This is a genomic window from Luteibacter sp. SVR4-7G, from assembly GCF_056755555.1.
Genome location: NZ_JBPGXO010000017.1, coordinates 60,212 through 83,174, shown reverse-complemented (window position 1 = coordinate 83,174; position 22,963 = coordinate 60,212). Strand labels below are relative to the sequence as shown.

General features: G+C 65.8%; 20 protein-coding genes. 16 read left to right on the top strand and 4 right to left on the bottom strand.

What is annotated here, in order from left to right; genetic code table 11:
• A partial coding sequence (locus ACR9ZH_RS08785; RefSeq protein WP_481290375.1) for a porin occupies nucleotides 1-1,416 on the bottom strand: 1,416 nt, incomplete at its 3' end.
• A gap of 244 nt (nucleotides 1,417-1,660) precedes the next feature.
• On the opposite strand from ACR9ZH_RS08785, the gene ACR9ZH_RS08780 reads away from it, so the two are divergent.
• From ACR9ZH_RS08780 to ACR9ZH_RS08750, 7 genes are all read left to right on the top strand, one after another.
• The gene (locus ACR9ZH_RS08780) at nucleotides 1,661-3,934 is read left to right on the top strand and encodes a TonB-dependent receptor (RefSeq protein WP_481290374.1); all 2,274 of its coding nucleotides are present in this window, start codon (nucleotides 1,661-1,663) and stop codon (nucleotides 3,932-3,934) included.
• 394 nt (nucleotides 3,935-4,328) lie between these two features.
• Nucleotides 4,329-4,511, top strand: coding sequence for a hypothetical protein (locus ACR9ZH_RS08775; RefSeq protein WP_481290373.1), 183 nt, complete (start codon nucleotides 4,329-4,331; stop codon nucleotides 4,509-4,511).
• Nucleotides 4,512-4,547: 36 nt separating this feature from the next.
• Nucleotides 4,548-4,883 carry a hypothetical protein gene (locus ACR9ZH_RS08770; protein ID WP_481290372.1) on the top strand — a complete coding sequence of 112 codons (336 nt, stop codon included), beginning with the start codon at nucleotides 4,548-4,550 and terminating at the stop codon, nucleotides 4,881-4,883.
• 5 nt (nucleotides 4,884-4,888) lie between these two features.
• Nucleotides 4,889-5,263 (top strand): GntR family transcriptional regulator, encoded by a 375-nt coding sequence (locus ACR9ZH_RS08765; RefSeq protein WP_166698830.1) that lies wholly within the window; start codon nucleotides 4,889-4,891, stop codon nucleotides 5,261-5,263.
• Nucleotides 5,260-6,117, top strand: a complete 858-nt coding sequence (locus ACR9ZH_RS08760) for an ABC transporter ATP-binding protein (protein ID WP_481290371.1) — start codon at nucleotides 5,260-5,262, stop codon at nucleotides 6,115-6,117. Before ACR9ZH_RS08765 ends, ACR9ZH_RS08760 begins: the two co-directional genes overlap by 4 nt.
• Nucleotides 6,114-7,076 carry a hypothetical protein gene (locus ACR9ZH_RS08755; RefSeq protein ID WP_481290370.1) on the top strand — a complete coding sequence of 321 codons (963 nt, stop codon included), beginning with the start codon at nucleotides 6,114-6,116 and terminating at the stop codon, nucleotides 7,074-7,076. The genes ACR9ZH_RS08760 and ACR9ZH_RS08755 overlap by 4 nt, the downstream gene beginning before the upstream one ends.
• A gap of 55 nt (nucleotides 7,077-7,131) precedes the next feature.
• Nucleotides 7,132-8,355, top strand: coding sequence for a serine hydrolase domain-containing protein (locus tag ACR9ZH_RS08750; protein WP_481290369.1), 1,224 nt, complete (start codon nucleotides 7,132-7,134; stop codon nucleotides 8,353-8,355).
• A gap of 201 nt (nucleotides 8,356-8,556) precedes the next feature.
• Here ACR9ZH_RS08750 and ACR9ZH_RS08745 read toward each other — a convergent pair whose 3' ends face one another.
• The gene (locus ACR9ZH_RS08745; protein ID WP_481290368.1) at nucleotides 8,557-9,954 is read right to left on the bottom strand and encodes a class II fumarate hydratase; all 1,398 of its coding nucleotides are present in this window, start codon (nucleotides 9,952-9,954) and stop codon (nucleotides 8,557-8,559) included.
• A gap of 190 nt (nucleotides 9,955-10,144) precedes the next feature.
• Here ACR9ZH_RS08745 and purB point away from each other — a divergent pair, with 190 nt between their 5' ends.
• From purB to pilH, 9 genes are all read left to right on the top strand, one after another.
• Nucleotides 10,145-11,512, top strand: a complete 1,368-nt coding sequence (purB, locus tag ACR9ZH_RS08740; RefSeq protein WP_481290367.1) for an adenylosuccinate lyase — start codon at nucleotides 10,145-10,147, stop codon at nucleotides 11,510-11,512.
• A 20-nt stretch (nucleotides 11,513-11,532) separates the two neighbouring features.
• Nucleotides 11,533-12,735 (top strand): JmjC domain-containing protein, encoded by a 1,203-nt coding sequence (locus ACR9ZH_RS08735; RefSeq protein ID WP_481290366.1) that lies wholly within the window; start codon nucleotides 11,533-11,535, stop codon nucleotides 12,733-12,735.
• The gene (locus tag ACR9ZH_RS08730; protein WP_481290365.1) at nucleotides 12,732-13,226 is read left to right on the top strand and encodes a DUF7931 domain-containing protein; all 495 of its coding nucleotides are present in this window, start codon (nucleotides 12,732-12,734) and stop codon (nucleotides 13,224-13,226) included. Before ACR9ZH_RS08735 ends, ACR9ZH_RS08730 begins: the two co-directional genes overlap by 4 nt.
• A gap of 132 nt (nucleotides 13,227-13,358) precedes the next feature.
• On the top strand, nucleotides 13,359-16,208 hold the full coding sequence (locus tag ACR9ZH_RS08725) for a 2-oxoglutarate dehydrogenase E1 component (RefSeq protein WP_481290364.1): 2,850 nt from the start codon (nucleotides 13,359-13,361) through the stop codon (nucleotides 16,206-16,208).
• A 7-nt stretch (nucleotides 16,209-16,215) separates the two neighbouring features.
• Nucleotides 16,216-17,427 (top strand): 2-oxoglutarate dehydrogenase complex dihydrolipoyllysine-residue succinyltransferase, encoded by a 1,212-nt coding sequence (gene odhB, locus ACR9ZH_RS08720; RefSeq protein ID WP_481290363.1) that lies wholly within the window; start codon nucleotides 16,216-16,218, stop codon nucleotides 17,425-17,427.
• A gap of 112 nt (nucleotides 17,428-17,539) precedes the next feature.
• Nucleotides 17,540-18,967 (top strand): dihydrolipoyl dehydrogenase, encoded by a 1,428-nt coding sequence (gene lpdA, locus ACR9ZH_RS08715; protein ID WP_481290362.1) that lies wholly within the window; start codon nucleotides 17,540-17,542, stop codon nucleotides 18,965-18,967.
• Nucleotides 18,968-19,155: 188 nt separating this feature from the next.
• Complete coding sequence (locus ACR9ZH_RS08710) at nucleotides 19,156-19,761, top strand: LOG family protein (RefSeq protein WP_481290361.1); 606 nt, start codon at nucleotides 19,156-19,158, stop codon at nucleotides 19,759-19,761.
• A complete protein-coding gene (locus ACR9ZH_RS08705; protein ID WP_481290360.1) occupies nucleotides 19,758-20,750 on the top strand; it encodes an acrylyl-CoA reductase family protein in 993 nt (330 codons plus the stop codon). Before ACR9ZH_RS08710 ends, ACR9ZH_RS08705 begins: the two co-directional genes overlap by 4 nt.
• Before the next feature lie 164 nt (nucleotides 20,751-20,914).
• On the top strand, nucleotides 20,915-21,280 hold the full coding sequence (gene pilH / locus ACR9ZH_RS08700) for a twitching motility response regulator PilH (RefSeq protein ID WP_481290359.1): 366 nt from the start codon (nucleotides 20,915-20,917) through the stop codon (nucleotides 21,278-21,280).
• 141 nt (nucleotides 21,281-21,421) lie between these two features.
• Here the strand turns inward: pilH and ACR9ZH_RS08695 are convergent, their stop codons facing one another.
• Together ACR9ZH_RS08695 and ACR9ZH_RS08690 are read right to left on the bottom strand one after the other, a co-directional pair.
• Complete coding sequence (locus ACR9ZH_RS08695) at nucleotides 21,422-22,327, bottom strand: DnaJ C-terminal domain-containing protein (RefSeq protein WP_481290358.1); 906 nt, start codon at nucleotides 22,325-22,327, stop codon at nucleotides 21,422-21,424.
• Nucleotides 22,328-22,416: 89 nt separating this feature from the next.
• Nucleotides 22,417-22,869 (bottom strand): Hsp20/alpha crystallin family protein, encoded by a 453-nt coding sequence (locus tag ACR9ZH_RS08690; RefSeq protein ID WP_481290357.1) that lies wholly within the window; start codon nucleotides 22,867-22,869, stop codon nucleotides 22,417-22,419.
• Nucleotides 22,870-22,963 lie beyond the last annotated feature (94 nt).

Below are 22,963 nucleotides of genomic sequence, written 5' to 3'. Positions count from 1 at the left end.
AGATGTGTATAAGAGACAGACCTGAAGCTGCACGCGCAGCAACTGCCCGTCGACACGCCGGTAAGGTGCCGCGCTCACGTCCGTGCGGCGCATGTTCGCCCATGCAACGGCCAGTTCGATGGCGTTCGACGGCTGCCACTCGACACCGGCCTCCAGCTCGTCCACTTCCATGCGCGGCGCATTCGTGTCGAACTTCGCCGCGCCGCGATAGGTCTGCCACTTCGCATACGGCATGAGCGAGCCGTACCCGCCGTCGAACTTGTACATCACCTGCGCATAGCCACCGCGCAACGACTTCGTGCGGATCGTGCGGCGGGCGATGTCGAGTTCCGGGCCCTTGCCCACGGTCCACTCCGCCTGGAAGCCAAACGGCTGGGGGTAGTAGATGACGTGCGCCGCGACGCGACGATCGGTCGATCCCGCTTCGGGCGCATCGACGCCTGGCGTGAAGGTGTTGCCGTCGACCGTCGCCGACGCAGTGGAGACCTTGTAGCGACCGGAGTATGCGTCCGCGCCCACTTCGAGGTACTGGCCGTTGGCGAACTTGAACGGGTAGGAGAAATGGATCACCGAATGCAGCTGGTCGTTGCGATCGGGCCGGTTGGCGCCCTGCCCGTTGTAGACACCGAAGCCGACCACGCCGTAATCGCCCGATCCCTTGAGGCCCGACTTCTGCAGGTAAGCGAAGCGCTCCTTGGCCACCGCCGGCGACCAGTACGCGAATACGCCAAGGTCGCGCTCGTCGCGGACGCCCGAATTCAACGCATCGGCGCGATCCAGCGCGATGCGGTTCTGGCTGGACTGGAGGTCCTCCCAGCCATAAGGAATCTTCGACTGGCCGGCGCGGATGCGCCAGGTCTTCTCCTTGTCGAGCCACAGGTCCGCGTAGGCGTCGCGTAGCTGCGCGAAATGGGTGGTGCTCGACCCCGATGGCGTACTGGCCAGATCGGGCTGGATGTAGATCGACATGTTGTCGGTCACGTCGCCGCTGATCACCACACGCGCACGGCGGATGCCGAAGCCTTGCTCGCGGCCGATGAAGCGGTCGCCCGGAGACTTCAGGTCCTTGGCGCCCTCGCCCAGCTCCTGGTTGTAGCGCATCTGCACGTAGCCACGGATGCCGATCTTTTCGTACCAGGCCTTGGAGGAAGACACCGGGGCGCGGGTGACCGCCGTCGCGGGAGCCGGCGTGGGCGCTGCCGCCGGTACCGGTGCTGCAGCCACCGTGGCCGTTGGCGTCGCCTCGTCGCTGGCGGGCACGAACTTGCCGAGCCGGGTCCGGCCCGGGCCCGGCTCGGCAAAGATCTGCCGCGTGGCCGAATCCACGTACAGCTCTACGGCGGCCTGTGGCGCGCCCTCGGCGACCGCGGTACCGCACATCGTCCAGAAGGCGGCGGCGAGGGGGATCTTCTTCATGGGTCGGGGCGCTCCGAATGGATTGAGAAAATACTCAAACGTCGGCGATTTCATCGTCAACAGACGGCAAATCGCCTTAACTTTCCAACCCGGGCAAATTAGCCCCGATCCATTTCAGTTCGGTGACAGCGCTGCGCCCACATGACACGGCGGCCCGAGCGACCGGGCAACACTTCCGTCATCATCGCGTCACAGTGGATAATTTGCCCGACGCTATCCCAGCACCCCAGGTGGAACTCAACCCATGTCCTTCGCAAGTCCGCGGCGCTCGCCGCGACGTCTCGTCATTGCCATGTCCATTGCCGCGGCGCTCACTGCCGGCGCGGCTTTCGCCCAGGACACGCCACCACAGGACGTCCAGCCATCCAACGCCCCGCCCCGGACGGCGACCCTGCAGACCATCAACGTGACCGCCGAAAAGCGCACGGAAGACCTGCAGAAGGTGCCCATCTCCATGACCGTGGTGACGGCTGAGAAGCTGGAGTCCTTCGGCCAGGCCGGCGACGGCGTGCTGCAGCTCGCTTCGCGCGCACCCAGCGTGTATGCGGAAACCTCGTACGGCCGCGAATTCCCACGCTTCTATATCCGCGGCCTCGGCAACAGCGACTTCGACCTCAATGCGTCGCAGCCGGTCTCAATGGTCTATGACGACATCGTCCAGGAAAACCCCATTCTCAAGGGTTTCCCGCTGTTCGACCTCGAGCAGGTGGAAGTGCTGCGTGGCCCGCAGGGCACGCTGTTCGGACGTAACTCGCCGGCTGGCGTGATCAAGTTCGAATCGCGCAAGCCCACCCAGGAAACCGAGGGTTATGCCCGCGTGTCCTACGGCTCGTACGGCACGGCCAACGCCGAAGCGGCCATCGGCGGCAAGATCAGCTCGAGCTGGTCGGGCCGCGTCTCCGCCCTCGCCCAGCACCGCGACGGGTGGATCGACAATGACTACACCGGCAAGAAGGACGACCTGGGCGGTTACAACGATCGCGCCGTTCGCCTGCAGGCGCTATACAAGGCCTCGGACGACTTCGACGCCCTGATCAACGTGCACGGCCGCTGGCTCGACGGCAGCGCCATGGTCAATCGCGCCAACTCGATCACCCTGGGCGGCGACCAGTTCGTGCCGGGCTTCGATCGTGACTCGGTCTCGCAGGACGGCCGCAACAAGCAGCACCTGTTCACCTGGGGCAGCAACCTGCACCTGAACTGGCATTTCGGCGACCTCAACTTCGCCTCGATCACCGGCCTAGAGCGCGCCACCACGTACAGCCTCGGCGACGTCGACGGCGGCTACGACGCCTCCGGTACGCCGGCCAGGCCCAGTTTCACCAACCGCGTAACGCCCTTCTATTCGGAAACCGCCGACGCGCTGCCGAAGGACCGCCAGATCACCCAGGAATTCCGCCTGTCGAACGACAACGCGGAGCGCCTGAAGTGGCAGGTAGGCACGTACTACTTCGACGAAGACATCGCGATCACCAACTTCTCGTACGACACGCTCAACAACCACGCGCTCAACGGCTGGGTGGACCAGAGCCAGCGCACGAAGGCATGGGCGGTGTTCGGTTCGGCGGACTACCAGTTCACCGACGAGTTCGACGTGCGCGCCGGTGCGCGCTGGTCGCACGACAAGCGCGATTTCAAGGCCGAGCGCTTCCTGGGCTTCACGGGCCCGGTCGGTCCGCTCACCTCGGATCCGACCGATGCGCGCTGGAGCGGCGACCTGACCGGGACCTGGCAGCTGTCGAAGAACTCCAACGTGTACGCCCGCATCGCCAATGGTTTCCGCGCGCCCAGCGTGCAGGGCCGTATCAACTTCGCCAACAGCATTTCCACGGCGAAGCCGGAAACGATCACCTCGTACGAGATCGGCTACAAGTCCACGTCGGACGACAACAAGCTGCGCTTCAATGCCGACGTGTACAAGTACAACATGCACAACCAGCAGCTTACCGCGGTGGGCGGTGCGACCAACGTCACCCAGCTGATCAACGCGAAGAAGACGGAAGGCTACGGCGCCGAGTTCGACCTCGAAGCCTACCTCACCCCGAACTTCTACATGACGGCCGGCGGCAGCTACAACCACACCGAGCTGAAGGACCGCAACCTGGCCGTTGCGCCCTGCGGCGGCGGCTGCACCGTGATCGATCCGCTCAACGCCAGCGGCAACGCCCTCATCGACGGCAACGTGCTGCCCAACGCGCCGAAGTGGATCGGCACCTGGACCGCGCGCTACGGCATTCCGTACGGCGAGAGCGGCGAGTTCTTCGTCTACACCGACTGGAACTACCGCAGCGAGGTGAACTTCTTCCTGTACGACTCGGAAGAGTTCCGCAGCAAGCCGTTCCTCGAAGGCGGCATCCGCATCGGCTACAACTGGGACTTCGGCAAGCGCGAGGTTGCCCTGTACGGCCGCAACATCACGAACAAGAAGGTCATCACCGGCGGCATCGACTTCAACAACCGCACAGCCTTCGTGAACGACCCGCGCATCATCGGCGTGGAGTTCCGCGCGGAGCTGTAAAGCCCCACGCCGTCGCTCCTGCGAAGGCAGGAGCCCAGCGACCCGAACGGCCGGCCTCTCCAGGGGCCGGCCGTTTTCGTTTACTCCGGGAGCCGGTGTAGGAGCGCGCACCGCGCGCGACATCTTTTCGCCTCAGTACCGAAGCTTGCGCGCCAACTCCAGGGTTCGGCCCCAAAACATGTCGCGCGCAGGCGCGCTCCTACACGCTCGTAAACCTTTCCTGGGATCCCCGCATCAGACCAGGTGCCCCGCCGACGCGCCGCACCACCACACCCCGGCATGGCATAGGCCATAAGTCATATGGAATTTCACGAAATTCCAGTTGACGACCGAAATTCTGGTGTTATAGTTCACTACAACACCGGTCACCCACAGCACCACAGGAGCAAACACCATGAAAAGCCCGAACTACATCGCCCTCGCCGCCTCGTTCGCCATCGCCGCTTCCGCCCTGGTCGGCTTCAGCAGCACCTCCACCAGCGCCGCCCCGATCAGCGAGATCAACGGCACGAAGGTTACCGACCTTGCCCCGATCGTCGTTTACGCCGACGCCGGCCCGAGCGTCGCTTCCCTCTAACCCTGGCACCACGCAGCACGTCATCGGAGTCGTCCCATGAAAGCGCCGAATCTGATCGCCCTGACCGCATCCGTCCTGATCGCCGGCACCGCCGTGTCCGCCCTGCGCTCCTTCGATGACCGCGCCGCCGCGATGCTCGCCGCACCGCACTTCGTCAACGGCACGCGTGTCGTCGACCTGCCCTCGCTCGAAGTACGACCCACCGACGCCGATGTGCGCGAGGCCGTGCTCCTGGGCGAGGCCACTTTCGATTCGGCTGCAGACGCCCTGAAGCGCAGCGCCGAAGACCGGGCCGTCGCGCTGATCCGCGCGCAGCTGGCCATGCCCTACTATTCGTTCGGTAACGCACTGCGCCAGACGGCGAAGGAATGACATACATGTCCATCACCTGGAACGACAGCGTCCCGATCTATCGCCAGCTCCGCGAACGCGTGGTGGCCATGATCCTGGATGGCGCCTTGAACGAAGGCGATCCGCTGCCGTCGGTCCGCCAGGTCGCGGGGGATTTTCAGATCAATCCGCTGACCGTTTCCAAGGCGTACCAGGAGCTGGTCGACGAACAACTGGTTGAGAAACGGAGGGGTCTTGGCATGTTCGTGATCGATGGGGCGCGCGAAGCGCTGCTGAAGAGTGAAAGGGAGCGCTTCCTGCGCGAAGAGTGGCCGGCGCTGTATGCCCGCCTTCAGCGCATGGGCCTCGATCTGAAAACCCTGATGCGTGAAGCCAACGGCTCCGCGGAGGACCCGTCATGACAGCGGTCGTCACCGCCAACGGTCTGACCAAGCGATACAAGACCTCGCTTGCGCTGGATGCCACCTCGTTCCAGATCGCCGCTGGCCGCATCGTCGGACTGATCGGCCCCAACGGTGCCGGCAAGACCACCGCGCTGAAGGCCATCCTGGGTCTCACCACCTTCGACGGCCAGCTCAACGTGCTCGGCCTGGACCCGCGCAAGGATCGCGACAAGCTCATGGAACAGGTCTGCTTCATCGCCGACGTGGCCGTGCTGCCGCGCTGGCTGAAGGTAGGCGATGCCGTCGACTTCGTAGCCAACACCCACCCCCGCTTCGACCGCGCCAAATGCGACGCCTTCCTGGCCCGCACGAAGCTGCAGCGGGGGCAGAAGGTAAAGCAGTTGTCGAAGGGTATGATCGTGCAGCTGCACCTCGCGCTGGTGATGTCGATCGACGCGAAGCTGCTGATCCTGGACGAGCCGACCCTCGGCCTGGACATCCTCTACCGCAAGCAGTTCTACCAGAGCCTGCTGGAGGATTACTTCGACGAGGAGAAGACCATCCTGGTCACCACCCACCAGGTGGAGGAGATCGAACACATCCTCACCGACCTCATGTTCATCCGCGATGGGAAGATCGTGCTCGACACCGACATGGACAGCCTGGGCGAACGCTTTGCCGAGGTGCTCGTGGGCTCCGAACTGGCGGCCGCGGCACGCGAGCTGAAGCCGCTGGACGAGCGCCAGGTGTTCGGCAAGAGCATCTTCCTCTTCGATAACGTCAGCCGCCCGCAACTCGAACGGCTCGGCGAAGTGCGGCGGCCGTCGATCAGCGACCTCTTCGTCGCCACCATGAAGGGCACCTACGCATGAAAACCTTCTACTGGCTGGTCAAGCGCGAATTCTGGGAACACAAGGGCGGCTTCCTCTGGGCCCCGGTGGTCACTGGCATCGTCTTCCTGGCGCTGAATTTCATGGGCATCGTCCTGGGCGAGGTCTTTGGCCGGCGCAACAACTGGGGCATGTTCCGGTACGGCAGCATGGACATGCACGGCAACATGAGCGCCACCGACATGAACAACGTCGGCGCGGTGATGGACATCTCGCTCTACGCCGTCGCGGCCATCGTCCTCTGCGTCACGGCCATCGTGGTGTTCTTCTACTGCCTCGGTGCGCTCTACGACGACCGCCGCGACCGCAGCGTGCTGTTCTGGAAGTCGTTGCCGCTGTCCGACACCTCGACGGTGCTCTCGAAGGTCGCCAGCGCCATCGTGCTGGCCCCGGTGATCGCCGTAGTGATCGGTGTGATCGTGGGTCTCGCGATGAGCATCCTGTTCGCCCTGGTCGCGTCGATGCATGGCGTGAGCCTCTGGGGCCTGCTGATTGCCGCGCATCCGCTCCGCGTCGTGTTCAACATGGTCCTGCTGATTCCGCTGTACGCGGTCTGGGCGCTGCCGACCATCGGCTGGCTGCTGCTCTGCTCGGCCTGGGCCCGCAGCAAGCCGTTCCTCTGGGCCATCGCCCTGCCCGTCGGCGCCGGCGTGATCGTCTCCTGGTTCGGCCTGATGGGTTTCGCCGGCCTGAAGACCGAATGGTTCTGGACCAACGTGGTGGGCCGCATGCTGGGTAGCCTGATGCCCGGCGGCTGGATCTCGAATGCCTCGCCGCTGAGCGGTGTGGGCCACGACGACCCGGCGTCGCTGGTCAACAGCATGGGCCTGGCCTACCACTACAGCGCCCTGGCCAGCCCCTCGCTGTGGATCGGTGCGGTGGCGGGAGTGGCAATGATCGCCGGTGCCATCTGGTTCCGCCGCTGGCGCGACGACAGCTGACCTTAATCGACAATGGACGGCTCCTTCGGGAGCCGTCTTCTTACAGGGAGAATGCATGATGCTTCGTTCGATACTGCTGGGTTCGTTCCTGCTGTCAGCCTTCTCCGCCGCGCAAGCCTTCGCGGCGACGGCCGCTCCGCTTCGTGGCGCGGCGCTGGATGCCCGGATAGCCGTCCTCATGAAAGAAGCGAAGGTGCCCGGCCTTGCGGTGGCCATCGTCGAGGACGGAAAGGTCGTCTCGGTGAAGGCCTATGGCCAGCGCGACGTGGAGAAAGGTTTGCCCCTGACCACCGATACCGTGATGTATGCCGCGTCGCTCACCAAGGCCGCTTTCGCGTACGCCACGATGTCGCTCGTGGACGAAGGAAAGCTGGATCTCGACGGCAGTATCGCAAAGGACCTCCCCAAGCCCCTGCCCGAGTATCCGAAGTACGCCGATCTTGCGGGAGATGAACGCTGGCGAAAGCTCACGCCCTCGATCCTGCTCAGCCATCGCTCGGGTTTTCCCAACTTCCGTTTCTGGCAGCCCGGAAAGGACTATGACCCCGATGGCAAGCTCTCCTTCTATTTCGACCCGGGCACGCGCTACGGTTATTCCGGCGAAGGCATCAACCTCATGCAGTTCGTGCTGGAGAACGGCAAGGGCATAGACGTAGGCGATCTGATGAATAAACGCCTGTTCGAACGCTACGGCATGAAGCGCTCGAGCATGACCTGGCGCAACGACTTCGCGGACAACCTCGCCATCGGTTACGACGAAGAGGGCAAGGCGCTCGGCCACAAGCAGCGCGAATCCGTGCGCGCCGCCGGCTCGATGGATACGACGATCGCCGACTACGCGCGTCTGCTGGCGGCGATGTCCCAGGGCGACGGGCTGAAGGCCGCGACGTATCGCACCTGGTTGAAGCCCGTGGTGAAGATCCATTCCGTGCGGCAGTTCCCCACCATCGGGCTTGCCGACTCCAACGACAACGATTCGATTTCGCTGGGTTACGCCATGGGCGTGGGGACGTTCGAGTCACCGCGTGGCCCGGCGTTTTTCAAGGAAGGGCACGACGACGGCACCAATAACCTCTTCGTGTGCCTGGAACGGTCGAAGACCTGCGTGCTGATGATGAGCAACAGCTCGAACGGTGAGTCGATCTTTGCTTACCTGCTCGACGATATCCTGGGGAAGACCTGCTTCCCGTGGTACTGGGCCAGCTATATCCCGTACGACCGAGCGGCGTTGCGCGCTGAGCCAGTCGTTCCCGACCGGCACCCGGCTTGCCGCTTGTAGAAGCCAAGTCCCTGGGTTCCCGCCTGCGCGGGAACGACGAGCGGGAGGCTGCCGTCATTCCTGCGAAGGCAGGAACCAAGCGCAGCTGGAGGTTACGGCACGCCATCCACCCGGCCGTCATTCCTGCGAAAGCAGGAATCCAGCGCCTTACCGCTCGACCGAAGAGTGCCCTCCCGGTTCCCGCGTCCGTGGGAATGTTGGTCAACCACCGCCACCGCCGCCACCGTGGATGCCGCCCTTGGTCAATGCAGCGGGGTCGAGCAACTTCGTCAGCTCCGCCTTCGAGAGACCTGTGGTTTCCAAGGCCACCTCCATGATCGGCCGCTTCTCCTTATAAGCCTGCTTCGCCGTCGCCGCGCCCTTCTCGTAGCCGATCACCGGATTCAGGGCCGTGACGAGGATGGGGTTCTTGTCGAGCGCCTCGCGGATGTGCTCCTCGTTGACCTTGAAGCCGGCGATCGCCTTGTCGGCCAGCAGCGTGGTGACTTTGGCGAGGATCTCGATCGACTGCAGCAGGTTATACGCGATCACCGGCAGCATCACGTTGAGCTGGAAGTTGCCCGACTGGCCCGCGATGGCGATCGTGGCGTCGTTGCCGATTACCTGGGCCGCCACCATCGCGGCCGCCTCCGGAATCACCGGATTCACCTTGCCCGGCATGATCGACGAACCAGGCTGCAATGCCGGCAGCTCGATCTCGCCCAGTCCCGCGAGCGGCCCCGAATTCATCCAGCGCAGGTCGTTGGCGATCTTCATCACGGCGACGGCGAGCGCGCGCAGCTGCCCTGACAACTCCACCGGCGCATCCTGTGCGGCCATGCCGGCGAAATAGTTGTCCGCCGATACGAATTTCACGCCCGTGAGCTTCGACAGTTCCGCGGCCACGGCCGGTCCGAACTTCGGATCCGCGTTGATCCCGGTGCCCACGGCGCTGCCGCCCTGCGGCAGACGGCGGGTGCGCTTCAGCGTGTCAGTGATCCGTTCCTCGGCATCGCCGATCTGCGCCGACCAGCCCGAGAGTTCCTGGCCGAAGGTGATCGGCATGGCGTCCATCAGATGGGTGCGGCCGGTCTTCACCACCTTCCTGAGTTCCCTGGCGCGACCGTCGATGGTCTTGCGCAAATGTTTCAGCGCCGGCAGCAGCTTCTCGCTGGTGGCCAGCGTGGCGCTGACCAGGATCGCGGTGGGAATCACGTCATTCGAGCTCTGCCCGGCGTTCACGTGATCGTTGGGGTGCACCGTGCGCCCCGCCGCCGCGGCGAGGTGGGCGATCACCTCGTTGGCATTCATGTTGGAACTGGTGCCCGACCCAGTCTGGAAGATGTCGATGGGAAAATGCTCGTCTACCTCGCCCGCCGCGACCCGGGCGGCGGCATCGCGAATGGCCTTCGCCGAGGCCTTGTCGAGGTGACCCAGCTTCACGTTGGCCTCCGCCGCGGCCGACTTGATCAGGCCCAGGGCGCGAATGAACTCGCGCGGCATGGTCAGGCCGGACACGGGGAAGTTGTCCACCGCCCGCTGGGTCTGGGCGCCGTAGAGCGCCTTGGCCGGTACCTTCAACTCACCCATGCTGTCGCGTTCGGTGCGGAACTTGCTCATTGCGGGGACCTCCGGGGGATGGATGCGCCATTGTAGGAGCGAGCCCAGCTCGCGACATCTTTTCGCGCGGACCTCCAGGGGAGGGGCTTTCCTGGTCCTGCGGCTCGCGGCTCCAACGGCGTCGCGCGCAGGCGCGCTCCTACGGGGGCGGTATAATGGCTGTTTGACTGCCTCGCCCCAGGAACCTTCCATGTCCCACGTCACGCTGACCGCCCTCTCGCCGCTGGACGGCCGCTACGCCGCCAAGGCGGAGTCGCTGCGTCCCATCTTCAGCGAATTCGGCCTCATGCACCGCCGCGTGCACGTGGAAATCCACTGGTTGCTGGCCCTCGGCGCCCAGCCGGGCATCGTGGAACTGCCCGCATTCTCGGCCGATGCCGTGAGCCGCCTGCTGGCCATCTCGAACGAGTTCTCCGCCGAGGATGGCGAACGCATCAAGACGATCGAAGCCACCACCAACCACGACGTCAAGGCGGTGGAATACTTCATCAAGGAGAAGATCGGCAGCGACCCGGCGCTGGCCCAGGCCAAGGAGTTCGTGCACTTCGCCTGCACCAGCGAAGACATCAACAACCTCGCCTACTCCCTGATGCTGCGCGACGCGCGCCAGGACGTCCTGCTGCCCGCGCTCGACAAGGTCATCGCGACCCTGCGCGGCCTTGCCCACGAGCATGCGGGTCTTTCGTTGCTCTCGCGCACGCACGGCCAGACCGCGTCGCCGAGCACCATGGGCAAGGAAATCGCCAACGTCGTCGCGCGTCTGGAACGCCAGCGTCGCCAGCTGGTCGCCATCGAGATCCCGGGCAAGATCAACGGCGCCGTGGGCAACTACAACGCGCACGTCATCGCCTATCCGGACGTGGACTGGCCGGCACTGGCGGCGAGCTTCGTGGACGGCCTCGGCCTCGTCTTCAATCCGTACACCACGCAGATCGAGCCGCATGACGGCATCGCCGAGTTCGCCGACGTGCTGCGCCGGATCAACATCATCCTCATCGACCTTGCGCGCGACATCTGGGGCTACATCTCGCTCGGCTATTTCCGCCAGGCGCTGAAGGCGGGCGAGGTGGGTTCCTCCACGATGCCGCACAAGGTCAACCCGATCGACTTCGAAAACGCCGAGGGCAATTTCGGCCTCGCCAACGCCCTGCTCGGCCACTTCGCCGAGAAGCTGCCGATCAGCCGCTGGCAGCGCGACCTCACCGACTCCACCGTACTGCGCGCCCTGGGCACCGCCTTCGGCCATTCGCTGGTCGCGCTGGAATCGCTGATGAAGGGTCTCGGCAAGCTCAACGTCAATGCCGAGCGCATCGCCGCCGACCTCGACGCCAGTTGGGAAGTGCTCGCGGAAGCCGTGCAGACGGTGATGCGCCGCTACGGCCTGCCGGAGCCGTACGAACAGCTCAAGGCGCTGACCCGCGGCCAGGGCATCACGAAGGATTCCATGCGCGCCTTCATCGCCGGCCTCGACCTGCCCGCCGATGCGAAGCAGGCGCTCGCCGAGCTGACGCCCGCGTCGTACATCGGCCTTGCCGACAAGCTCGCCAAGGCTGTTTGAGCTGCGCGTATAGTCCCGACATGTCCATCCCGACCCCCACTCGCAAGCCCCTCCCGATCGAAGTGCGCGGCAGCGCCAGCCAGCCTCTCGGCATGAGCGCTGCGCAGTTCCTGCGCGATTACTGGCAGAAGCGTCCGCTGCTCATCCGCAATGCCTTTCCTGGCTTCCAGCCGCCGATCGAGCCGAACGACCTCGCCGGCCTCGCCTGCGAGGAAGGCGTGCTTGCGCGGCTCATCGTGCACGACGAGAAGCGCGACCGCTGGACGGTGAAGAACGGTCCCTTCGCGGAAGCCGAGTTCGGCAAGACGCCGAAACGCGACTGGACCCTCCTGGTGCAGGACGTGGACAAATGGGACGCCGACGTGGCCGCCCTGCTCGACCACTTCGCCTTCCTGCCCAGCTGGCGCCTGGACGACATCATGATTTCCTATGCGGAAGACGGGGGCGGCGTGGGCGCCCATGTCGACCAGTACGACGTGTTCCTGCTGCAGGGACTCGGCGAACGGCACTGGGCGATCAGCGACGACCCCGACGCGCCGTTGGACTTCCGCGACGACGTGGAACTCAAGCAGCTGAAGGTCTTCGAGCCCACCCACGAGTGGCTGCTCGAGCCCGGCGACATGCTCTACCTGCCGCCCGGCTTGCCCCATGACGGCGTCGCCATCGGCGACTGCATGACCATTTCCATCGGCATGCGCGCGCCGTCCCAGGCCGAACTGACCGTTGACCTCTCGGACTTCCTTGCCGAACGGATGCCGGAGGAACTTCGCTATACGGACCCGGACCTCGCACCCGCGAAACGGGCCGGCGAGATCGACACGGCCGCGCTCAACCGTCTGCGCCAGGCCCTGCCCTTCGCCGCCGCGCTGGACCGCGACCTCCTCGCGGACTGGTTCGGCCGCTTCATCACCCGCTATCGCAATGCCCAGGTCGCGGCGGCGCCGCCGAAGGCGACCACCGAGGCCGCGCTGGACAAGGCGCTGGCTGCCGGCGCCAGCCTGGTACGTCATCCGTATGCCCGCATCGCATGGGTCAAGGGGAAGAAGGACGCCACGCTCTACGTGAGCGGCCAAGCCTACGAGTGCCCGGCCGGCCTCGCGGAACGCCTGGCCGGCGAGCGCGAGCTGGTCTTCGAGCGCAACCCACCCGCCGCCGAGAAGACCGTCCTGCTCGCCCTCGTCAACGACGGCCAGATGGGCATACGCAAGGGCCGTCGCCGGTGACCGCCCCGGCCGACCTGCTGCTGGCCTCCAGCGAGCATGCCGGCCTTGAGGCCGCCCATGTCCGCCTGCTGGGCGCAGCCCGCCACCGCGTCTGCATCTATCTCCCCATCCTGGAGCCAGGGGTTCTGGACGGGGAGGCCGCCCTGGCCGAACTGCGCCGGATCGCCACCAGCGGTCGCCAGGCCCAGATCCGCATCCTCACCCATGACGCCGAGCGGGCCCATCGCGACGGCCATCGCCTGCTCGCACTCGCCCAGCGCCTGCCGACGGCGGTCGCCGTCCGCGTACCGATCGAGGAAGCCCACCTCCGCTACGGCTCGGCCTTCGTCACCGATCAGGCCAGTGGCTTTCTGTTCAGGCCCGTCGCCAACCGCTACGAGGCCCGCGGGTCCCTCGATGCCCCCGGTGAGACCTCTCGTCTCACGGCATATTTCGAGGAAGTCTGGGAGCGGGCCGAGCCCGCGTGGCAGATAAGACCACTCGGCATCTGACGCAAATCAGGAAGTGCGTTCTGGGTTGGCGCAGCGCAGCAGCACGGAGCTATAATTAACGGATTCTTATGCCGCAGGCAGTCCCCACGTGCCTCGCGGCAGCCCGTCCTTTTCGTGTGTGCCGGTGGTGACGTGAGCGCAAACCTGATCCGCGAGTTTTCCGAATCCTCCCAGCTCGCCGGCGGCAACGCCGACTACGTAGAGCAAGTCTACGAGGCCTGGCTGGCCGATCCTGGCTCCGTCCCGGCCGAATGGGACAGCTATTTCAAGGGCTTCAAAGGCCGCGAGGCCGGCGACGTCGCCCACTCCGGGGTCATCGCCCGTATCGAGGCGGCACAGAAACAGCGCCGCGTCGCGGCCGCCGCACCAGCTGGTCCGGCCGACAACGCGTACGCGCAGAAGCAGGCCGGCGTGCTTCGCCTGCTCACCGCCTACCGCTCGCGCGGCCATATCGCTGCGAAGCTCGATCCGCTCGGCCTGACCGTTCCGGACATCGACACGCCTGACCTCGGCCTGGCCTTCCACGGTCTTTCCGACGCCGACCTCGACACCGAGTTCGATGCCGGCACCTTCGCCGGTGGCGGCCAGCGCATGAAGCTGCGCGACCTGCTTGCGAAGCTCAAGCAGATCTACACCGGCACCGTCGGCGCCGAGTTCATGTACATCTCCGACCACGACCAGCGCGCCTGGATCCACTCGCGCCTGGAACAGGCCGGCGGTTCGCCGGGCCTGCAGAAGGCCGAGAAGGTGCGCGTGCTCGAAGCCCTCACCGCGGCCGAAGGCCTGGAGCGCTACCTGCACACGAAGTACGTGGGCCAGAAGCGCTTCTCGCTCGAAGGCGGCGACAGCCTCATCCCGATGGTCGACGACGTCGTCCGCGCCGCCGGCGACAACGGCGTCAAGGAAATCGTGATCGGCATGGCCCACCGTGGCCGTCTCAACGTGCTGGTGAACATCCTCGGCAAGGCCCCCTCGCAGCTCTTCAACGAGTTCGAAGGTAAGTTCGAGCACGACGACAGCCCCATCCACTCCGGCGACGTGAAGTACCACATGGGCTTCTCCGCCGACGTCAAGACGCCGAACGGCGGCGTGCACGTGGCGCTGGCCTTCAACCCGTCGCACCTTGAGATCGTGAATCCCGTCGTGGCCGGCTCGGTGCACGCGCGCCAGGCGCGCCGCCGCGACACCGCGCGCGACAAGTCGCTGGCCGTGCTCATCCACGGCGACGCCGCCTTCGCGGGCCAGGGCGTCAACATGGAACTGATGCAGATGTCGCAGGCCCGCGGCTTCGCCATCGGCGGCACGCTACACCTCGTGGTGAACAACCAGGTGGGTTTCACCACCTCCAAGCGCGAGGACGCCCGCTCCACGCTGTACTGCACCGACCTCGCCAAGATGGTGAACGCACCGGTGTTCCACGTGAACGGCGACGATCCGGAGGCCGTGATCCAGGTCACCCGCCTGGCCTATGAGTTCCGCAAGCGGTTCAAGAAGGACGTGGTGATCGACCTCGTCTGCTACCGCCGTCACGGCCACAACGAAGCCGACGAACCGGCGGCCACGCAGCCGCTGATGTACCAGATCATCCGCAAGCGCCCGACCACGCGCGACCTCTATGCGCAGCAGCTGGTGAAGGAATCCACCATCGGCGCCGACGACGGCCAGAAGATGCTCGACGATTACCGCGCACGCCTCGAGAAGGGCGAGCCGTTGATCGCGATCGATCCGAGCCCCGATCGCGACATCTCGGTCGACTGGACGCGCTTCCAGAAGAACAGCCTGTCGATGGAAGTCGACACCGGCGTGCCGCGCGAGACGATGGCCAAGGTGCTCGACGCGATCCTCGACGTGCCCGTCGACATCACCTTGCACGCGCGCGTCGCGAAGATCTACGAAGACCGCCGCAAGATGGCGGCCGGCGAACTTCCCGCCGACTGGGGCTTCGCCGAGAACCTCGCCTACGGCACGCTGATCGCCGAGGGCAGCGACCTTCGCGTGGTCGGCCAGGACGCCGGACGCGGCACCTTCTTCCACCGCCACGCGGTGCTGCACGACCAGAAGACCGGCAACACCCTGCTGCCGCTGTCGAAGGTGCGCGACAACGCGCGCGTCGAGGTGATCGACTCTCTTCTGTCCGAAGAAGCCGTGATGGCCTTCGAATACGGCGAAGCCACCACCTCGCCCGACCAGCTCACCATCTGGGAAGGCCAGTTCGGCGACTTCGCCAACGGCGCCCAGGTCGTCATCGACCAGTTCATCAGCTCAGGCGAGGCCAAGTGGGACCGCCTGTGCGGCCTCGCGCTGTTCCTGCCCCACGGCTATGAAGGCCAGGGTCCGGAGCACTCCTCCGCCCGCCTCGAGCGCTTCCTGCAACTGTGCGCGCTGGACAACATGCAGGTGTGCGTGCCCACCACGCCCGCCCAGGCCTTTCACATGATCCGCCGCCAGCAAGTGCGCCCGGTGCGCAAGCCGCTGATCGTGATGACGCCGAAGTCGCTGCTGCGCCACAAGCTGGCCGTGTCCTCGCTGGACGAGTTGGCCACGGGCCGCTTCCAGCTGGTGATCGGCGAGCACCGCGACCTGCCGGCCAAGAAGGTGAAGCGCGTGGTGCTCTGCTCGGGCAAGGTCTACTACGACCTGCTGGAGGAAGCCGAGAAGCGCGGCCTCAACGACGTCGCCATCGTGCGCGTGGAACAGCTTTACCCCTTCCCGCGCCCGCAGGTCACGGCCGAACTGGAGAAATACCCTTCCGCGAAGGAAGTGGTGTGGTGCCAGGAAGAGCCGATGAACCAGGGCGCCTGGTTCCAGATCCGTCACCACCTGCAGGCCTGCGTGGGTCCGAAGAACAGCCTCTCCTATGCGGGACGCGCTCGTTCGCCGGCACCGGCCGCGGGTCACCTCAACACTCATGTCGCCGAACAGACGGCGCTCGTCGAACAGGCGCTGGTCGCGCCGGTCGGCACCGATCACGCAGCGGAGTAAGACAAGCATGTCCATCGAAGTCAAAGTCCCGGTCCTGCCCGAGTCGGTCTCCGACGCGCTTATCGCCACCTGGCACAAGAAGGCGGGCGAAGCCGTCAAGCGCGACGAAAACCTGCTCGACCTCGAGACCGACAAGGTCGTCCTCGAAGTCCCGGCGCCGGTCGACGGCGTGCTGAAGGAAATCAAGTTCGAGGAAGGCACCACCGTCACCAGCAACCAGGTGATCGCCGTGATCGAGGAAGGCGCCGCCGCTGCCGCGCCGGCTCCGGCCGCCGCCCCGGCCGCCGCCGAAGCGCCGAAGGCCGAAAAGGCCGAGGCGAAGGAAGCCCCGAAGGGCGTCGACGAACTGTCGCCGGCCGGCCGCCGCGTGGCCGTCGAGGAAAACATCGACCCGTCGAAGGTCGCCGGTACCGGCCGCGACGGCCGCGTCACGAAGGAAGACCTGGTAAACGCCGGCAAGGGCGGCGCCGCCCCGGCCGCCGCGCCCCCGGCACCGGCCGCGAAGCCCACGCCGGGCAGCCGTCCGGAAGAGCGCGTGCCGATGACCCGCATCCGCGCCCGCATCGCCGAGCGCCTGATGCAGTCGAAGAACTCCATCGCCATGCTCACCTCGTTCAACGAGGTGAACCTTGCCGAGGTGGTGAAGCTGCGCAAGGCCCTCGGCGAGCAGTTCGAGAAGGCCAACGGCGTGAAGCTGGGCTTCATGAGCTTCTTCGTGAAGGCCGCCACCGAGGCGCTGAAGCGCTACCCGGTGATCAACGCCTCGGTCGACGGCAACGACATCATCTACCACGGCTACCAGGACATCTCGATCGCCGTGTCGACCGACAAGGGCCTGGTGACGCCGGTGCTGCGCGACGTGCAGGACATGTCCTTCGCCGACGTCGAGAAGGGCATCATCGGCTACGCCAAGAAGGCCCGTGACGGCAAGCTGGGCCTGGACGACCTTCAGGGCGGCACCTTCACGATCACCAACGGCGGCACCTTCGGTTCGCTGCTCTCCACCCCGATCGTGAACCCGCCGCAGAGCGCCATCCTGGGCATGCACACGATCAAGGAGCGCCCGGTCGTCGAGAACGGCCAGGTGGTGGCCGCCCCGATGATGTACATCGCCCTGTCGTACGACCACCGGATCATCGACGGCCGCGACGCCGTGCTGTTCCTGGTCGACATCAAGAACCAGCTGGAAAACCCGCAGCGGATGCTGCTCGGCCTGTAAGGGCCGGTTGAGAAGGCATACGTGAAGGCGGGAGTCGAAAGACTCCCGTTTTCATGTAACCGCCCCCATATTCCGCGGTAGCGCATACCGCCGTTTCATCCGGAGCAAGCAAATGAGCGACAAGTTCGACGTCATCGTCATCGGTGCCGGCCCCGCGGGCTATGTGGCCGCGATCCGCGCCGCGCAGCTGGGCCTGAAGACCGCCGTGGTCGACGCCTTCGTCGGCAAGGACGGCAAGGCCGCCCTGGGCGGCACCTGCCTCAACGTGGGCTGCATCCCGTCCAAGGCGCTGCTGGATTCCTCCAAGCAGTTCCACAACCTCACGCACAACTTCAAGGATCACGGCATCACCGCCGAGAACCCGAAGATCGACATCGGCACCTTCATCGGCCGCAAGGACAAGATCGTCAAGCAGTTCACCGGCGGCGTGACGATGCTGTTCAAGGCGAACAAGATCACTTCGTTCTTCGGCAAGGGCAAGCTGCTGAAGGGCAACCAGGTCGAGATCAGCGGCAACGACGGCAAGGTCGAGACGATCTCCGCCACCAACGTCATCCTCGCCTCCGGCTCGGTGCCGATCGAGCTGCCGTTCGCGAAGTTCGACGGCAAGCACATCATCGACAACACCGGCGCCCTGGACCTCACCGAGGTACCGAAGCGCATGGGCGTGATCGGTGCGGGCGTCATCGGCCTGGAGCTCGGCAGCGTGTGGAAGCGCCTCGGCGCCGAAGTCACGGTGCTGGAAGCGCTGCCGAAGTTCCTCCAGGTGGCCGACCAGGACATCGCCAAGCTGGCCGCCCGTGAGTTCGCCAAGCAGGGCCTCGACATCAAGGTCAACGCCAAGGTCACCTCCGCCGAGGTCAAGGGCGACGAAGTCCACGTCGGTTACACCGACAAGGACGGCGCCGCGCAGAGCCTCGTGGTCGACAAGCTGCTCGTGGCCGTGGGCCGCCGTGCCTACACTGCCGGCCTGCTGGCCGACGACACTGGCGTGAAGCTGGACGAGCGCGGCCGCATCGTGGTCGACGAGCACAACCACACCGGCGTCGACGGCGTCTGGGCCATCGGCGACGCGGTGCGCGGCCCGATGCTCGCGCACAAGGGTTCCGAAGAAGGCGTGATGGTCGCCGAGCTGATCGCCGGCAAGCCGGGCCACGTCAACCTCGACACCGTGCCCTGGGTCATCTACACCGAGCCGGAAATCGCCTGGGTGGGCAAGACCGAGGAGCAGCTCAAGGAAGAAGGCATTCCGTACCGGACGGGCTCCTTCCCCTTCGCAGCGAACGGCCGCGCCGTCGCCATGAACGAAGGCATCGGCCAGGTGAAGATGATCGCCCACGCCGAAACCGACCGCATCCTCGGCGTGCACATGGTCGGTCCGGCCGTGTCCGAGCTGATCCACGAGTGCGTGGTGGCGATGGAATTCAAGGGTTCGTCGGAAGACCTCGCCCGCATCGTCCACGCTCATCCGGCGCTGTCGGAAGTCGTGCACGAGGCCGCGCTCTCGGTCGACAAGCGCGCCATCCACAAGGGCAACTGATCGGTCGCGTGACCTGAGCCCGCTCATGCTTCTGGCGTGTGCGGGCTTTGTTGTTTTCAGCGGTGCCACCGTAGGAGCGCGCCCTGCGCGCGACAGCTGGTCGCCAAGAGCAACAGGCCCTGTAACTCACGGCCCCAAAACATGTCGCGCGCAGGGCGCGCTCCTACGAGAGACGGAGACAATCGAGCATGCGTGAGATCAAATCCCTTTGCGTCTACTGCGGCTCCAGCAGCGGGTCGCATCCGGCCTATCTCGAGGCCGCCCGGGCCTTCGGCACGCGCATGGCGGAGGAAGGCATCACCCTCGTCTACGGGGGCGGCAAGGTCGGGCTCATGGGCGCGGTGGCCGATGCCGTGCTCGCCGCGGGCGGCAAGGCGATCGGCGTGATCCCGCGCCAGCTCGTGGAGAAGGAAGTGGCCCATACCGGGCTCTCCGAGCTGCAGGTCGTCGAGACCATGCACCAGCGCAAGACGCGCATGTACGAACTGTCGGATGCCTTCGTCGCCCTCCCCGGCGGCTTCGGCACCATGGACGAGATGTTCGAGATGCTCACCTGGGCCCAGCTCGGCCTGCACAGCTATCCGTGCGCCTACCTCGACGTGCGCGGCTTCTATCGCAGCCTCGCCGCCACGATGGACCACATGGTCGCGGAAGGCTTCGTCAAGCCCGAGCAGCGCGACCAGGTCTGGTTCGGCGAAAGCATCGACGCGCTGCTCGACTGGATGAAGAACTTCGAGTCCATGTTCACGCCGAAGTGGATCACGCCCGCCTCGATCGACGGGACCGTCGCATGACCTCCTTCCGCGCCTTCCGCATTCGCCAGGACGAGGCCGGCTATCGCGCCGGCATCGAGACGATGGAAACGGCGGCCCTTTCGCAGGGCGAGTTGCTGGTCCGCGCCGAATGGTCGTCGGTGAACTACAAGGATGCCCTCGCCGGCACCGGCAAGGGCAAGATCCTGCGGACCTTCCCCTTGAACGGCGGTATCGACGTGGCAGGCACCGTGGTCGCCTCCTCCGATCCCGCCTTCAGGGAAGGGGACAAGGTACTGGCCACCGGCAGCGGCCTCTCCGAAACGCGGGACGGCGGCTACGGCGAGTACGTGCGCCTGCCCGCCGCCTGGACGATCGCCCTGCCCGCCTCGCTGACGGCCCGCGAGGCAATGATCATCGGCACTGCCGGATTCACCGCGGCGCTGGCCTTGCTGCGCATGACCGAGAACCGCCAGGCACCCGCGCAGGGGCCCATCGCGATCACCGGCGCCACGGGTGGCGTGGGCATGCTGGGCATCGACATCTTCAGCCGCGCCGGCTACGAAGTGCATGCCGTCAGCGGCAAGCCGGATCGTTTCGACTTCCTGCGCGGCATCGGTGCCAGCCACTGCGTCGACCGCCACCAGCTCGCTTTCAGCGGCCGTCCGATGGATTCCGCGAAGTACGGCGGCCTCCTGGACAATGTCGGCGGCACGACGCTGGCCGGGTTCCTGCCGCTGATAGCACCCTATGGCAACGCGGCCATCTGCGGCCTCGCGGGGAGCCCGGAGCTCGCCACCACGGTCATGCCCTTCATCATCCGCGGCGTCAGCGTGCTGGGCATCGCCTCGGCCGGCACGGCCCGGGACGTGCGCGACGAGGTGTGGCGCCGCCTGGCCGGCGACTGGAAGCCACGCCACCTCGACGCGATCTGCACGAAGGAAGTGGCACTGGAAGACGTGGCCAGCGTGTTCCCGACCATGCTCGAAGGCGGGTCTTTCGGCCGCACGATCGTTCGCCTGGGCGCCTAGCCGCGCCCCGGTGCTTGCCCCGGCAGGTACTTGTCGTGTCACCATTGATACACGCGCCACGCCCGGTAGAATGACGCGTCGCCAGAGGCGCCACGCATGACGTTTTTTCGTCACCGCGGTTCGCATTGTGAGAACACATCGGGCACCGACCCGGGGGAAAGTGAATGGCTCGTATCCTGATCGTCGACGATTCGCCGTCGCAGTTGCTGGGAATCAAGCGCATCGTCGAGAAGCTGGGCCACGAGGCCATCACCGCCGAAGACGGTGCCCAGGGCGTCGAGGTGGCGAAGCGCGAAATCCCCGACCTGATCCTGATGGACGTGGTGATGCCGAACCTCAACGGCTTCCAGGCCACGCGCACCATCAGCAAGGAAGAGACGACCAAGCACATCCCCATCATCCTGGTCACCACGAAGGACCAGGACACCGACAAAGTGTGGGGTCTTCGCCAGGGCGCGAAGGCTTATGTCGTGAAGCCGATCAAGGAAGAAGAGCTCGTCGCTGCGTTGAAGGAACACCTTCCGACCTGAGCCCAGAGTGCCCTGTAGGAGCGCGCCTGCGCGCGACGGCTTTTCGCCCCAGTCCGCCATTTTCACGCGCCAGCTTCGGGTCACGGCCTCAAAACATGTCGCGCGCAGGCGCGCTCCTACACGACGTGGGCGGCCTCGCGGTCACCCACGGCGCGGGTCGAATCCCTGGAATGCGTCCTTGAATTCCGCGTAGGCCGCCTGCTCCTCGTGCGTCTCCGGCACGGGCACGCGGATCTCCAGCACCACGATCTGGTCGCCGGGCTCCGAGCCCGGCAGACCCCGTCCCTTCAGGCGCAGCTTGCGGCCCGACTGCGAACCGGCCGGGATGCGCAGGTCCACATGCCCACCCAGCGTCGGCACGGGCACCGTGGCTCCGAGCGCGGCTTCCCACGGCGTGATCGGCAGGACATGGGTGACCGTGCGTCCGTCCAGACGGAACCGCGCATCGTCGCGAATCGCGATTTCCAGCAGCAGGTCGCCCGATGGTCCCCCACCGGCGCCCGGATGGCCCTGCCCGCCAAGGCGGATGGTCTGGCCGGAGGTGATCCCGGCAGGAATCTTGACCTCGAGCACGCGCTCGCCGCCCGACGCGTCGTTGAGGACCACGCGGGTCTTGCCGCCGTGGTATGCCGTCTGCAGATCGGTTTCGATCCTGGCCTGGATGTCGCGACCGCGCCGGGCCTGCTGCTGCCCACGCGCCCGGCCGCCACCGAACAGGCTTTCGAAGAAATCGCTGAAGTCGCCGCCACCGCGGCCGCCCATGTCGCCGAAGTCGAAACTGCCGCCCTGGCCCCATCCCGGCGGCGGTCGGAACTGCTCGCCCTGGCGGTAACCGCCGGCACGGAACTGGTCGTAGGCGCGGCGCTTCTCGGGATCCTTCAGGGCCTCGTTGGCCTCGTTGACCGCCTTGAATTTTTCCTCCGCACCCGGTTCCTTGTTCTTGTCGGGGTGGTACTTGCGGGCAAGCTTGCGGTACGCGGCCTTGATCTCGGCATCGGTCGCGTCGGGCTTGACCCCCAATGTCTCGTAGTAATCCTTGAACTCCACAGGCTCTCCCGGGCTTGTGTCGAAAATCCAAATGGAACGCCCGCGGTGGACACGTCCACCACGGGCCAGACCTGCAAGCTTAGGCCGTTTTAGCCCGCAGCGTTAATCGCGATACGGCGCGGCGCGCTTTCGGCCTTCTTCGGGATGGCGATTTCCAGCACGCCATTCCCACCCGACGCGGTGATGCCGTCGGCATCCGCGCTCTCAGGCAACGTGAAGCTGCGCTTGAACTTGCCGGCCACACGCTCCACGCGGCTGAACTTGCCCTCGGCCTCGCTGCTGAACGCCTTGCGCTCGCCCTTGATGCTGAGCACGTTCTTGTCCATCTGGATCTCGATGTCGGCCAGGTTGACTCCCGGCACGTCGGCCAGGATCAGGAAACGGCCGGCTTCCTCGCGAATGTCCACTCGCGGCGCCCAGGCGGTCTCCGCGGCCGTGGCAGGAGCGGCGATATCGCTACCGAAGAAGTGCTCGAACACACGGCTGACGTCGCCGCCGAACATCGGCGCGCGGCGAAACGAAACCTGACGAAGCTGGTTCATCTGTTTGACTCCCAAGAATTTTTCGGCCCCGTGGCCGTCTGCAAGCAAACATATGAACGACGGCGAGGGATTCAAGAGGGCCGCCGCCGGGGTT

Bases quoted from the DNA above. Each gene is read 5' to 3' on its own strand.
- ACR9ZH_RS08735 (WP_481290366.1), top strand. From the start codon at position 11,533: ATGTCCATCCCGACCCCCACTCGCAAGCCCCTCCCGATCGAAGTGCGC.
- ACR9ZH_RS08775 (WP_481290373.1), top strand. From the start codon at position 4,329: ATGAAAAGCCCGAACTACATCGCCCTCGCCGCCTCGTTCGCCATCGCC.
- ACR9ZH_RS08710 (WP_481290361.1), top strand. From the start codon at position 19,156: ATGCGTGAGATCAAATCCCTTTGCGTCTACTGCGGCTCCAGCAGCGGG.
- ACR9ZH_RS08780 (WP_481290374.1), top strand. From the start codon at position 1,661: ATGTCCTTCGCAAGTCCGCGGCGCTCGCCGCGACGTCTCGTCATTGCC.
- ACR9ZH_RS08705 (WP_481290360.1), top strand. From the start codon at position 19,758: ATGACCTCCTTCCGCGCCTTCCGCATTCGCCAGGACGAGGCCGGCTAT.
- ACR9ZH_RS08770 (WP_481290372.1), top strand. From the start codon at position 4,548: ATGAAAGCGCCGAATCTGATCGCCCTGACCGCATCCGTCCTGATCGCC.
- ACR9ZH_RS08690 (WP_481290357.1), bottom strand. From the start codon at position 22,869: ATGAACCAGCTTCGTCAGGTTTCGTTTCGCCGCGCGCCGATGTTCGGC.
- odhB (WP_481290363.1), top strand. From the start codon at position 16,216: ATGTCCATCGAAGTCAAAGTCCCGGTCCTGCCCGAGTCGGTCTCCGAC.
- ACR9ZH_RS08755 (WP_481290370.1), top strand. From the start codon at position 6,114: ATGAAAACCTTCTACTGGCTGGTCAAGCGCGAATTCTGGGAACACAAG.
- lpdA (WP_481290362.1), top strand. From the start codon at position 17,540: ATGAGCGACAAGTTCGACGTCATCGTCATCGGTGCCGGCCCCGCGGGC.
- purB (WP_481290367.1), top strand. From the start codon at position 10,145: ATGTCCCACGTCACGCTGACCGCCCTCTCGCCGCTGGACGGCCGCTAC.
- ACR9ZH_RS08745 (WP_481290368.1), bottom strand. From the start codon at position 9,954: ATGAGCAAGTTCCGCACCGAACGCGACAGCATGGGTGAGTTGAAGGTA.
- ACR9ZH_RS08760 (WP_481290371.1), top strand. From the start codon at position 5,260: ATGACAGCGGTCGTCACCGCCAACGGTCTGACCAAGCGATACAAGACC.
- ACR9ZH_RS08750 (WP_481290369.1), top strand. From the start codon at position 7,132: ATGATGCTTCGTTCGATACTGCTGGGTTCGTTCCTGCTGTCAGCCTTC.
- pilH (WP_481290359.1), top strand. From the start codon at position 20,915: ATGGCTCGTATCCTGATCGTCGACGATTCGCCGTCGCAGTTGCTGGGA.
- ACR9ZH_RS08765 (WP_166698830.1), top strand. From the start codon at position 4,889: ATGTCCATCACCTGGAACGACAGCGTCCCGATCTATCGCCAGCTCCGC.